Source organism: Pantoea sp. BS_8 (genome assembly GCF_041954965.1).
Lineage (GTDB): Bacteria > Pseudomonadota > Gammaproteobacteria > Enterobacterales > Enterobacteriaceae > Pantoea > Pantoea stewartii.
Window position 1 is genome coordinate 121,348 of sequence record NZ_JAVAXU010000005.1, and the last position, 12,950, is coordinate 134,297.

At 50.0% G+C, this 12,950-nt stretch carries 9 protein-coding genes; 2 read left to right on the top strand and 7 right to left on the bottom strand.

Going from position 1 to position 12,950, the window contains the following annotated elements:
- Positions 1-4: 4 nt before the first annotated feature.
- A complete protein-coding gene (locus tag RAC65_RS12100; protein ID WP_262960137.1) occupies positions 5-1,771 on the bottom strand; it encodes a GGDEF and EAL domain-containing protein in 1,767 nt (588 codons plus the stop codon).
- Positions 1,772-2,594: 823 nt separating this feature from the next.
- On the opposite strand from RAC65_RS12100, the gene RAC65_RS12105 reads away from it, so the two are divergent.
- Positions 2,595-2,834, top strand: a complete 240-nt coding sequence (locus tag RAC65_RS12105; protein ID WP_058702512.1) for a hypothetical protein — start codon at positions 2,595-2,597, stop codon at positions 2,832-2,834.
- 512 nt (positions 2,835-3,346) lie between these two features.
- Here the strand turns inward: RAC65_RS12105 and RAC65_RS12110 are convergent.
- Positions 3,347-4,117 (bottom strand): DeoR/GlpR family DNA-binding transcription regulator, encoded by a 771-nt coding sequence (locus RAC65_RS12110; protein ID WP_058702588.1) that lies wholly within the window; start codon positions 4,115-4,117, stop codon positions 3,347-3,349.
- Positions 4,118-4,565: 448 nt separating this feature from the next.
- A complete protein-coding gene (locus RAC65_RS12115) occupies positions 4,566-5,759 on the bottom strand; it encodes a diguanylate phosphodiesterase (RefSeq protein ID WP_205957519.1) in 1,194 nt (397 codons plus the stop codon).
- A gap of 671 nt (positions 5,760-6,430) precedes the next feature.
- Between RAC65_RS12115 and RAC65_RS12120 the strand changes: the two genes are divergently transcribed.
- Positions 6,431-8,203, top strand: coding sequence for an EAL domain-containing protein (locus RAC65_RS12120; RefSeq protein ID WP_375096751.1), 1,773 nt, complete (start codon positions 6,431-6,433; stop codon positions 8,201-8,203).
- Positions 8,204-8,247: 44 nt separating this feature from the next.
- Here the strand turns inward: RAC65_RS12120 and RAC65_RS12125 are convergent, their stop codons facing one another.
- The 4 genes from RAC65_RS12125 to RAC65_RS12140 all read right to left on the bottom strand — a co-directional run bounded on the left by RAC65_RS12125 (position 8,248) and on the right by RAC65_RS12140 (position 12,746).
- Positions 8,248-8,919 (bottom strand): hypothetical protein, encoded by a 672-nt coding sequence (locus RAC65_RS12125; protein WP_033742365.1) that lies wholly within the window; start codon positions 8,917-8,919, stop codon positions 8,248-8,250.
- A gap of 221 nt (positions 8,920-9,140) precedes the next feature.
- The gene (locus RAC65_RS12130; protein WP_226374660.1) at positions 9,141-9,662 is read right to left on the bottom strand and encodes a GrpB family protein; all 522 of its coding nucleotides are present in this window, start codon (positions 9,660-9,662) and stop codon (positions 9,141-9,143) included.
- Positions 9,663-9,670: 8 nt separating this feature from the next.
- Positions 9,671-10,543: a 23S rRNA pseudouridine(2604) synthase RluF gene (gene rluF / locus RAC65_RS12135; RefSeq protein WP_262960139.1), complete on the bottom strand. Its 873-nt coding sequence runs from the start codon at positions 10,541-10,543 to the stop codon at positions 9,671-9,673.
- A 229-nt stretch (positions 10,544-10,772) separates the two neighbouring features.
- A complete protein-coding gene (locus RAC65_RS12140; RefSeq protein WP_262960140.1) occupies positions 10,773-12,746 on the bottom strand; it encodes an autotransporter outer membrane beta-barrel domain-containing protein in 1,974 nt (657 codons plus the stop codon).
- Positions 12,747-12,950: the final 204 nt, after the last annotated feature.

The window sequence follows — 12,950 nt, forward strand, 5'->3', positions numbered from 1 at the left end:
CCGGTTATTTTTGCAGCAGCCAGTGTTCAATCTCGCTGGCTGGCAGCGGTTTAGAAAAAAAGTAGCCCTGAATCTGGTCGCAACCATATTGCTTCAGCAGACTCAGCGTCGCTTCGGTTTCGACCCCTTCCGCCAGAACCGTATAATTCAGCTCCTTCAACATCTGAATAATGCTTCTGACAATCACTCTGGACGCCTGATCGTTGTCCATGCGGTTAATCAGAGACATATCAACTTTGATAACGTCTAAGGGAATTTCCTGTAAATAGCTGATGTTGCTGTAGCCTGTGCCAAAATCATCCAGAGAGATAACAAACCCCTCGGTTCTCAGCGCTTCCAGGCCGTTTATAGCAACATGGCTTTCTGTAATGAGTTCATTTTCAAGGCACTCCACGCCCATAAAGGACGTAGGCAAATCAGCAGCCTGCATTTTACTGGCCAAATCTGCCGCAAAGCCGGGGCGTGAAAAGTCACGTTCACTGACGTTAACTGAGACAGGAATTAACTGATATTCCTGTTTCCACGTTTTGAGTTGAACGATGACACGATCGATGACCCAGTCCGTCAGCACCGAGATCAGGTTTGTTTTTACAGCCAGGGGAACGAAATCGGCAGGGAACAGCTCGCCTCGTTCCGGGTGATGCCACCGGATCAACGCTTCCAGCCCCACGGTTTTGCCGGTTTTTAAACACACTTTGGGCTGATAAGCCAGATAAAGACCTTCGTCTTTTTTCAGCGCCTGTGCCAAATCATTCATGATGAGAAAATCATCCGTGCGGCGCGAATCATAAGCATGATCGAAGGTCATGGCACCGCAATTCTGATAAATGCATTCATGCAGTGCGCTTACCGCCTGACGAACGATTTCATTGGCATCTATCTCTCGGGAAACAAACTCTGTTTCACCTGCATAAACGTCGATATCGATCGTGATATTATCCGCTAAATCCGCCTTCAAATCCCTGAGAACATCAATCGTGCTTTGTGCCGTGTACCCTTCAAGATAGGGCTGGATGAGGGCAAACCGACCCGGTGCAAATGAATAAAGCATATCATCGGACTCAAGTTCGAGGCGCGCACTGACCAGGCCGGCGATTTGCCGGAGCAGGTTTTCTACCGGCGCGATACCAAAGGTGCGCGAGAGTTCATAAGCATGCGGAATATCAATGCAGTCGATAAGAATAAGGCGGAAGCGTCGATCAGGATTGCTCACGGCCAGCTGCTGCATATCACGCAACAACCGCGGGCGATTAGGAAGATGCGTAATCAGGTCAGTAAAACTGGCCAGATTCCAGGCATCCAGAAATGAGGTGACCAGCCTCGCTAACGACTTTAAGGTTTCGAGTTGCGCATCGTTAAAGGTATGGGGTTGCGTATCTGTGACGCATAACGTGCCCAGAACCAACCCTTCAACATTACATAATGACACACCCGCATAGAAGCGGATATGCGGCTCGCCTTCCACTAACGGATGGAAAGAGAACCGATTGTCTTGCAGTGTATCCTGAATGACCAGTTGGCCGTCGCCATCAATAACATGTCGACACAAGGAAACATCACGTGACGACGCTTTAAGATTAAAGTTGCGGGAAACTTTAATGTATTGATTTTTGTCGTCAATAATTGAGATAAAACTGCCCGAAATGCCGAGTGCCTGCGCGGCAAGCTGTACAAATTTTTCCAGCACCTCATCCCTGGTTACATCAGGTGACAAAAGTGCTTTAACCGCTTTAAGACGATTTTCTTCATTGCCACTTTGATTATCGTGCACAACAGCCTCCCCATGTGCGGGTGCAAAACGCAGAAAACAATTTAGCCTAATTTTAAATATTTAGCGCCACATTGACCGACAATTTATAGCAAACAAGAGGCCATGCGAGACTGTATAACATGCAAGAAAAGGTTTTAAGTCATTTTTAACCGTAAATGTCACAACGTTCTGCGTTATGCCCGACACGCAGGCGGCACTTTTGGTGAGGAGACGACATCGCTGTCAATGTTCAGGCACAATAATCGATCAGCTTACCCCATTAAGGGTATTGGTCCACATTAAGCGGTTTTTTCTCCCGACGCTTCATCTTGCCACAGGCTGCCTCTCTCAGTAATGAATGCGCATTCAGTTATTACCTGTTGCGCGCCTGTAAGACTGCCGTTATGAAATATTACTTAAGCTTTTCTGTCAGAGATAAGAACTTAATAATGGCAAAACATCCTGACGGCACAGACGTTAATTAAATGCAAAATGTAAAGTTATGGAAGCAAAGATTAACAAACACGGTCGGGGGCTTCGTGATGGCGCGAGGAATACAGAACAGTTCAGGCATCTTAGTGTCTGCAGACACGATAAATGTCAGCAGACTTCTGGCTGAAAGCATAAGGAAATGGACGTTAGCCCGCTATCGCCGGCTACGGTATGCTGAACAGCTTTTCTTTTCGCTTATTAAACGACGCCCTGACGGTAATGATGGGCTGAAACGCTGATAATTGGTACACTTATTGCCTTGGCGGAACAATGCCAATGCTGAACTCGATTAACAGGTTAAACAACCCTGCCAGTTGGCGCCAGCAGGTCTGGGTTGCTCAGGAAATGAAGTATGCTGACTGACGATCAACTGAATTACATTTTCAGCCACCCCGACGAATTTTCAGATCAGGTTGTGGCAATGGCGAAAGAGATACGGGTTTACCGTGCTGCGTTCGCACAGCCCTATGCGATCATTGAACCATTAGGTATGACGTTTATTGGCGATGAAAATGGCGCGATGGTGTGGCATCCGAAACACTACGAAGAAGGCGATACGCCGCTCTACCTCAGACCATCAATGGAAGAATAACCGTTGTGACGCATTCATACTTACACATCTGTAAATCCCCGTCCTGGCACGCCCCCGTTCACCTTCATTCATGTCAACGCTGCGAGACTCATGTTACACACTGATCCTCCCTTAGTCAGCCCTGCTCTTCACCCTGTAGCATCAACACTTCATCTATCCATGTTTAGTTTGATTCGAGACACTGCCTGGCGCTGCCATGATGCGTGTGGCGTGACCACCCGCTCTGCAGAAAGATAAGCGATTCGGTCACTTTTCATCGTCAACGCATACCGATGCCGTCCATTGTGGTTGTTAGCATTTGTCCCGGCTCTGCACTTACTGAATCACTGATGTGATGCGACAAGCGCGTGATTTAAGCGAGACCCAATCATCACAACACGCGATCACCGCTTTCAGCCGCCACCGGGCGAGTCAGAAAATGCGGGTTGACCGCATTTCTCTGGGCCCCATCGTTGCGGCTTCTGCGCCCATCAGTTTTTGTAAGTTGTTACTGGCAAAATAATGCAGGCAACTCAGGCAGGATGAGCGATAGTCAACGCAGGCACGCTGCTGGACAGGAGCGCTTTCCTGACGTCTGCGTCCAGATTAGCGTCAGTGACAATATCCGTCAGCGCATCCAGATGAACCACATTGAAAAGAGACCAGGCACCGTATTTTGAACTGTCTGCCAGCAAAACACGTCGCCTCGCATTGATGATCAAATCGTGTTTCAGAGCCGCTTTTTCTTCCGTGGGCGATGTCACGCCTTTCGTCATATCCCATCCATTACCACTCAGGAAAGCAATGTCAGGATTGATATTGTTCAGCATCTTTCGACCGTGATCGCCAATGCAGGACTGGCTGCTTTCATCGATTCGCCCACCAATGATGGTTACTTCAATCTGCTTAAACTCGGAGAGGAACAGCGCAATATGTAAGTCATTGGTGATCACACGTAGCGGCATATGGGTAATTTGCCGGGCCAGCTCAAACATCGTCGTCCCTGCATCAAGGATTACAGCATCGCCTGCTTTAATGAAGGTGGCTGCAACGCGCGCAATAGCATGTTTTTCAGGCTGATTCCGTGACGATTTTTCCAGCGTGGTCGGCTGCGATGGAATAAAGCGGTTAAGCGTTACGCCCCCGTGCGTGCGGCTGACCACTCCTTCCTGATCGAGTTTAACCAGATCACGCCTGATAGTGGCAGGAGAAGCGCCTGTGACCGAAACAAGCTGTTCAACCGTTACCAGATTATTTCCTTTCAGGTAATTCATTATCGATTCTAAGCGACTGTTTTCTTTCATCTTCACATTGACCAGGGCGTTTTCTTTTTTTGGATCATGCAGATATGATCGCAAAGTGCGATTTTTCTGTCCAGGTAATACTGAGAAGATGATTGACTCAGCTCACGGGTGAGTAAATACCTTTGGATTCCTCACTGCACGACTGAAGTGACGGTGATCCGCTTTCCTGCGCCATGCATACTCTCATCGCGAAAGCATTCTGTTCAGCATGACTTCTCAGCGAGCGACGGCGTGTTAATGCTCTTAGATGAATATAAGGTTTCGTCCCACTTCGTCTGAAACGAGGACGGTAAAAATTTGATGTGAAAGGCGAGATGACTGATTCAGGCGTGAAGTCGGGACAGGTTGAATGCGGTATCTGGAGCACTGCTGACGCAATCAAAACGGCAGCGGTCCCTGCTGCGAGTGATACGATGTCTTTATCGTGACATATAATATTAACCGGACCTTACATCGCGCTTCGATATTCCGGCCAGGCCACCGTGTCTGAATGAAGCGCACCTGAAGGAGCAAATAAACTGCCCTGGAAATTAATCACGCCCGCCGCTTCCAGCCACATCCACTCCTCCGCTTTCACGATGCCGGCAGCAATGACCGTAATCTCTAAGGCAGAGCAACATTTTATAATGGCCTGAACCACGGCTTGTTTCGGACCACTGCGGTGAACATCGGAAGTGATACTTGAGTCAATGCGAATCCGGTCGGGCTGAATATGTGTCAATAACGAGAGCCCGGCGGAACCGGCACCAAAATTATCGACGGACAGACTGATGCCCGCAGCCTTAAGCTCCCTGACGGCAACCGAAAAAGCTTCCACGCGTGAAATAACTTCCGTTTCGCTGACACCAATCACCACCTGCTCAGGGACCAGCCCTGCAGCATTTATGGCCGCAACAATGGTCTGAACCGCATCAGGTACGACAACCAGCGTCATAGGCAGCAGACTGACATACAGCGTCATCTCGTCCGGGCAGGCCCGCCCGGCCATCCTGAACGCTGTAATCACCGCGTCAAGATCGGCATCATGTAACTGCTTTGACGAATCGCGCTGTTCAGTACGACGAAGCCGTGCGTCCGCTATCGCCTCAATCGCCGTTACTTGACGGGCAAGCGGATCGACGACGGGACGGAAAGTAATACCCGATACCGAAGGCGTCACCTTGCTGGCAGTGGTGCTTTCCGGAATGAATTCCCAGTATTCGGAGGGCAATACCTCGAAGTAATTCTCTTTCTCACGCGCCTCAACAAAGGTACGCAGGAACTGCAACGCGCGGTCAGCATAAGTTAACTGGTACTTCGACGTGCCTTTATCCAGCACCGCCTGAAGCACAGTGGAACGATCATGCTCACGTAAATCAAATAATTCCATGCCGGCATTACCGAACCGACGCGAGGGCGCATAATCACGCATCAACTCGACCAGGTTATGGTGACGTCGATCAGCACAAATGCGCTGATAAATGGCAAGCACGCCCTCTTCCGGGCCTTCCAGTAACTGGAAAAAATGCGTGCCATTGAACAACAGAATACCGGTCACATCATGAGACGCATTCAGTATGCTGGCATCATCCACCATTCCGGGTAGCGTCTTAACAGGAACGTCATCCGAGATATGGCTGCGATAAATTATTGTGGTCAGCAAAGGGCATCTCCAACATCAACGTGATTGTAGTCGTCAGCTTATCAGTTATTCCTTTAACATGCAGGTCTCGGTGCGCGGACTGACGCAATAATTTACATTAAATTGCATCAGGGATGAACGGTGATGGCGCGCGAGACAAAATAACACAAGGTAAACCCGGAAAAACTTCTCATTAATTATCGTTACTTTTTCAGCGGGGAACGATTGCTGCCCTGACCTCTTTTAAAAGAGATATTTTCTTAACTGCGAATGAGTGCGCTTTTATTTATTTTTAACTCTATGTTTTAAAAGGTTTTAACCCACCTGCCGGTGACTCGCGCTTCTGGGCTTGCAGATTTATCCACCTGAAGCCGGCCCGACATGCCGCACGGAGCACGTCGGGAAATGTATCGCAGCCAGAAATTTGCCTTATAAAAAATCGTAAGCGAAAATAAAATCTTCGTCCGAGGCTCCAGGGTTTCTGTTCTTTCCTCACCTGCCGTATTAATCAATACGCATTAACTCAAAAAAATGAACGGCCTTCACCCAGGACGTAAAATGGTTATTCCATGACGGTTTAACATCGCAACGCATTAATTGCTTTCGCCTTTTATAGTGATTGGCTTTTATTTTTTAAAATCAACGTACAATTATTTTTTGCAATATCATTCAGCATATGGGCAGGAGCGGCAATGGCTCAGGAACCTGGCGACAAGGAATATCACCGCACCAGAACAACACAGTCACTGCGCTTCTCAGACAGAGGCCGGGATGAGGTGCTGAAAAAGTTTTTACGTCTGGCATGTCAGTTAGTTGGTATTTATGGAAGTTATATCGCTGTCTTAAATGACGATAAGCATAGTGTGCGTGCCAATTACAATATTGAGCTGAGTGACACGACGCGCGAACAGGCCTTATGCCGGCATGTTGTCGAAAGTGATGCGACGGTCATTGCACCTGATACCCGACTTGATCCGCGTTATGCCCATCACCCTTTGATTGTCCATGCCCCTTATATTCGCTTTTATGTCGGTACGCCGCTGAAAAACGCTCATGGACAGATACTGGGAACGCTATGCCTGACGGATACGGTGCCACGGACTTTTAGCCACCAGCAGAAACAGATCATTGAGTCACTGGCTGGATTGGTTGTTGCCTTTCTTGAAGCCTGGCATTCGGCGGCCTTTATCGAACCTGTTACCGGCATGGCCAATCGGGAACGTCTCTTTCGCGACATTCTGCATCTTGCCACGCTGAATGACACGGCACTGCGCCGTCTGGTGCTTATCGACTGTATTGATATGTCACGCGCCTACGACCTGTCCCGGTCACTGGGCATGGCGTCGCTGGAGTCCTTGCTTAAGGATGTCGCCACCCTGTTAAGGTTACGTCTTCGGCCTGCCAGTGGTGAGTCGATTTACACGATCGCGACTGGCCGCTTTGCGATTTTGACCCGTGCAGAAAGCCACGTTAGCGCAAAATGGGTTGAGGAACGGTTAAACGGAATTCATGCCGATATGGGCGACGGCCTCACTATGGCGTTGGCGACCTGTACCGCGCAGATCGACTTTATCGCCGGCCAGACCTTCCCCCAGGACGCTCTCAGACGGGCAGTCAATGCGCTGGAACGCGTGAGCGGTCCGTCCGTTCGTCTGTGTGATGCTGTTAGTGATGGAATTAAAGACGCGAGTTCCCCCGCTGATTTCACCTTAATGCGTGATCTTGCAGACGCGCTGCGGCGCAACCAGGGACTGTATCTGGTTTTCCAGCCCAACGTTTGCTTGCTCAGTGGTAAACCGGTTAGCCTCGAAGCGCAGATCCGTTGGCATCATCCCCAACGTGGAGAGCTGGCAGCCGATAACTTTACTTCACTGGCCGTTGGGACTGAGCTGGGCACAACACTCACGACCTGGCTGATTGACAGCACTATTGCCCGGCTTAAACGTCTACGTAATCATCCTATTCAGTTACCTGTCACAATCAGTATTCATGAGCGGGATGTGACAGATCGGGCGTTTGCAGAAAAGCTGGCGGAAAAAATGCTTAAGGCAACCTTACCTGTGTCAATGCTGGTCATCAAAATCGTTCAAAAAGAGCATATCATTGACAGCCCCTCAGCCATGCTGGGCCTGGAAATGCTAAGACGTATGGGATTCACAATGACATGGGAATATATCGCGAAAGGCTATCGCAAAATACGCTATCTGCGCGGGATGCCGCCTGATGTTATAAAACTGGATAAAACACTGGCCAACCAAATTCATGCAAATATTACTTCCCGACTTATCGCACACAGTATTTTTACGACGCTCAAAGAGCTCAACCTCCTTGTTTTAGCCCACAGCGATCGTCCCGCCTCTGTGGTCACCTCAGATAACAGTGAGGCTACCTATGAATATTTCAACATTAAACCCATGACAGAAACGGAACTCGATCCCTGGCTGAAATGGAAGTTACCGGGATAAGCGTTTTCTCCCCGTTCTGTACTCGTGGACTATCCTGCTGGTATTTATTTTCTGGCCAGATGGCGTTTCGTATCACGGGCCTGGATACGCGCTTCTGTGGGTGAGGGAAACAGATAATGGTACAGATCGCGATACAGGCTCAGATGTTTCACCACGCCCTCATGGATAGTCTTGGTAATATCGTTGATTAAAAAATCGCAGGTGGTGTTGAAGTTTCCCATTTTAAAAAAGGCTTTATCAAAAACCGTAATAATGCCTTCCCATTTCATCTGATATTCATCTCTGATCGGATCATGAGTTGCAATGAACAGGCCTTTGTGGGACTTCACACCATGTTTGCCCACATAGGTGGTTTGCGAATCGTAGCCACGTTTACTCCGCCAACGGCAAAATTCATAAGGCACATCATAATGGGGCAAAATAAAGTCGGGACAGCGGAAATTCTCGTCGCTTAACAGGCCATCCAGCGTCACCGTGAAATGCAAAAAATCCTGCATAAAATCGAACTGACGCGTCTTGGTTAAGGTGACATTGATGGTGAAATTGCCTGAATGCACATACCAGTAGTTAGTAAAGCCGTTGACCAGAATACAAAATACCTGCCAGTCGCTAAGCCGCCGGTCACCGGCTAATCCTCTGAAACGACTTATCATTAGCCTTGCTTTGGGATGCTGATACGCTTTGAACAACGGATCATTCATACCTTTCAGTAACATCAGGCCCACTCCTTTGTAATTTAGCGTATCCTGCCATGCCATTTTACTACTGAAAAGGTGCCGTCATCTGATTATGCGACGTTGCGCTTTCCTTTTGGGCACCGTCTTACTTATCGTTCTGTGATGCCGTCTGTAGCCATAAGCATCAGGCTGCATCATTGAATGTGCAGGCAAGGCTAAATTTTGCAAAAGGAAAATAAAGACGCGTTCAGAGAGATAATTCAGAAGGGATAGAGGGCTAGTGCGCGTTGCTGATGGGTCTGAACAAACGCATTTTTTAATTCACAGTAAACGTTACTCTCCCCCCGGCAGTCACGTTGCGCGGCGTATTTCACTGCCGCATAGCTGTCGCGGATGTCTGGATATTTTCGCAAATAATCCCGAAACGCCAGATGCCGGATGATATCTGGACTGCCCTGGATAAAAGCATGGACGTGATGCGTACGGCGGCCCTGAAGGCCCTTGGTATAATAGCGTCTTCCTGGCATACCGTTTTCGCCACGCGCCTGATAGCCAGAGGCGCACAACGCTGACGTAATGTCAGACGAATCATGAGTAATCACTTCCAGCAAAATATCGATGATCGGTTTGGCCGCTAATCCTGGCACCGCAGTGCTACCAATATGATGAATAGCGACAAGGTGTTTACCCAATCTCGCCGCTAACACAGCCGCCTCAGCAGAGAAATGATTCGCCCATTCAGGGCAATACTCACTCACGATTATCTGACGCCCGTTTATCATTTCGCTTTTTAGCGCCCTTTTTTCTTGCGACCCGGCTGCGTAAATCGCTTGCGTGAAGCGGGATTATCATCAGCTTTTACGCCCGATTTAGGTTGGCTATTCCCTGGTTTTTTTGCAGGAGATTTTTTCTGCGGCGTCTTTTTTGCCGATTTGTCATCAGAAGTGGAATTTTCGAGCAGCTTAAACAGTTCGATTAATTCATCATCCGTCAGATCGCGCCATTCACCCAAAGGAATACCTTTGAGATTTACATTCATAATGCGCGTGCGTTCCAGTTTGGTGACTTCATACCCAAAGTGTTTGCACATACGACGGATCTGCCGATTAAGCCCCTGTACCAGCGTAATACGAAACACGTAGGGTGCTTCTTTCTTCACTTTGCACTTTTTGGTTACCGTGCCCAACATGGGAACGCCGGCTGCCATACCGGCAATAAATTCATCGGTAACGGGCTTATCAACAGTGACGACATATTCTTTTTCGTGGTTATTGCCTGCACGCAAAATTTTATTGACCAGATCGCCATGATTGGTCAGGAAAATAAGTCCCTGCGAATCTTTATCGAGACGACCGATGGGAAAAACGCGTTTACTGTGATTAACAAAATCACTGATGTTATCGCGTTCGCCCTCTTCCATTGTGGTGATAATGCCTGTGGGTTTATTCAGCGCAATCAGCACCAAATCATCTTCATCACGAGGCTCAATCAGCTGACCATTCACTTTTACGACATCGCCAGCAAAAACCTGGGCACCAACGGCTGCGCGTTTACCATTGATGAAAACGTTGCCCTGTTCGATAAAGCGATCGGCATCGCGGCGGGAGCAGATTCCGCTCTCACTGATGTATTTATTGAGTCGTGTTGATGAATGCGTCAGCATGGTTCCTCCAAAAACGCGCACTATACCTTACCCGCTCTCGCTTGCGAAGCAGAAGGCATTAAACTTTTGGCCCCTTCATCGGCCAGTAAAATCGGGCCATATCCTCTGCGTTTTGAACCTGAAAGTGCAGGCAGACGACGTGACACATCAGTCTCATCCCGCGCCTTTTTCGATGGCGCTGACCCGGGCCTGATCGATGCGACGCTCATAGGCCTGCACCGGACAGGTGCTAAAACCGCGCGCTCATGCCAAGGTTCCAGGTGACCTCATGATAATCACGCGCGCCCGCCACCGTCGACACAGCGGCAAAAGCGCTAACCGCATCGCCGATGGGGACATTGGCCCCTACAGCTATATCCGTCCAGTCTTTATCCTGATTCGAACGGCTTTGTCGGAAAGCCGTTCGTGTCGATTTCAGACCTGCACTCACCGACGTATCCGTGTCGCCAAACTGATGGTTATAACTGACCTGTGCCCAGGGATTGATTCCTAATCCCTGGGTATCAATGCGCCACCCCACTGCCCCAGTTTGTGAATGCCGTGTTTGATCGGAGAAACGCATCGCACTGCTGCTGTCGCCGCGTTCCTGATAACCGTCGGCCCGCACATAATCCAGCGCATAGCTGACAACAGGCCCCGTGGTAATCGTCTCGTTTAAGGGAAAATCCCAACCGGTTTGAACCCGCGTGCCCATCAGCTTTCCACTACTGCTGCCCTGTTCAGTGCGGACCGCAGGGCCAAGTTTTATCTGACGTTCAATGCTGTCGTAATCCAGATCCGCATAATGGATATCGGCGTTGACCCACAGTCTGTCCATCAGTTGTAGCTGGCTCCAGAGTGCCACCATGTTGCCGTGCAGCCGGTAATCATAACGTTCAGAGGGATGCTGTCGTTGGCTGGCCGTTGACAGCAACGCCCCTGCCTGCAGGTTGTCGGTCAGCTGATAACCCATGCCGGCTGACAGGTTTGCGGTATCTGTGTCGCCATCATTAAAAACATCACGTTTGTTGCGCGCGTGCTGACCGGCGTAACCGCCAAACACAGTGAATTCTCCGGCTTCAGCGGGTTGCCTGCGCTGCTGCTGGAGATGACTGTCCAGCGTGTTATGCACATCCTGCAGCATCGTCAGCGGTGCCTGCGTCAGTACCGCGACCTGGGCTGGTGCATCCAGGATTGACTGAATGTAGTCAGCAATCAGGGCATGCACCGCAGGGCTGGGATGAAGACGATCGGCAAACAAAAAAGTCTGTTGCGATGAGAAACCCGCTGTCGACGAAGTACAGACGGCGGAAGAGGTGCCCGGTGGACAGGCCATGCCTGCGGTGTTAGTAAGACCATAAAGCGCCGGACTGGCGATCACTTCATTAAAAAGCCCATTAATATCGACCCGAACAATATTCCCCTGTGCAGCCGCCAGCGCGTTTTCTTCCTGCTGATTGTAACGGGCCGTCAGAGAAGCCGCCTGATCGCTTAACTGCTGCCAGGTGGCGAACAGCTGTTGTGCGATCAGGTCACGAACCGCCGGTATGGCAGAGAGCTGCGCAGCGGCCTGACCGAAAGCCGTCTGGATAGCCTGCTGCCGTTCCGCCGTAGTGAACGTGGTCGCCGCGTTCAGTGACTGAAACGCCGCCGCCACCGCTGCGGAACCGGCCCCCTGAAGTATTCCTTCTATCAGGGCAGGCGTCGCACCGACATTCGGCACGGTTGGCACTATCACCGTACCAGCGCCCGCATTCAGTAACGCGCTGACCTGGCTGGCGGCCGCACCGGCGCTGTTGTCAACCAGAGAAAGCGCCAGCGAGGGGCTGGGAATGAGCGTGGCAGCGGCCAGGTCATTCCCGCCGATCCAGTGAATATAGAGCCCGTTGGAATCGGCCCGGCCATTCGTTGACGACAGATAGCGGGCAACCTGATCCTGGGTATTAAACTGCGGATTGAGAGCAGGCACTGCCACAGCACCGCCTGCCGCGTAATTACTCCCGCCCTGAGAGGACGGCTGCAGCATCAGTCCCGCGTCACGGGCGATGATTTCATCATAGAGTGGATGACTGGCAGAATCGTAGGTAAAACGGCCGACGTTGCCTGTATCACTCAGGCTGTCGCCAAATACGGTAAGACCGTCCCAGGCCATCACCGCTGGTGGGCTTACCAGGATGGCAAGCGCGACGAACGACACAGGAAACCATGCACGATTTTTCTTCATGACCAGCTCCGTTCAGGAAAATAACAAGGATGGATAAATCAAAAGAACAGCAAATAAACATCACGGCTGAGTAATAGCCGCAGATTAAAGAACGCTCCAGACGAAAGCTGACGTGAGTTCGCAAAAACGAAAAATTTTTAAGCCATTCCGAAAAGTGTCAGCCACTTTTGCAAACCCGATCACGCCGGGTATTGAGGAAACACA

What these genes read in the sequence shown, in the direction of transcription:
- RAC65_RS12105 (WP_058702512.1), top strand. Translation starts at nt 2,595, where the DNA reads ATGCTGACTGACGATCAACTGAATTACATTTTCAGCCACCCCGACGAA.
- RAC65_RS12110 (WP_058702588.1), bottom strand. Translation starts at nt 4,117, where the DNA reads ATGAAAGAAAACAGTCGCTTAGAATCGATAATGAATTACCTGAAAGGA.
- RAC65_RS12120 (WP_375096751.1), top strand. Translation starts at nt 6,431, where the DNA reads ATGGCTCAGGAACCTGGCGACAAGGAATATCACCGCACCAGAACAACA.
- RAC65_RS12125 (WP_033742365.1), bottom strand. Translation starts at nt 8,919, where the DNA reads ATGTTACTGAAAGGTATGAATGATCCGTTGTTCAAAGCGTATCAGCAT.
- RAC65_RS12130 (WP_226374660.1), bottom strand. Translation starts at nt 9,662, where the DNA reads ATGATAAACGGGCGTCAGATAATCGTGAGTGAGTATTGCCCTGAATGG.
- rluF (WP_262960139.1), bottom strand. Translation starts at nt 10,543, where the DNA reads ATGCTGACGCATTCATCAACACGACTCAATAAATACATCAGTGAGAGC.
- RAC65_RS12140 (WP_262960140.1), bottom strand. Translation starts at nt 12,746, where the DNA reads ATGAAGAAAAATCGTGCATGGTTTCCTGTGTCGTTCGTCGCGCTTGCC.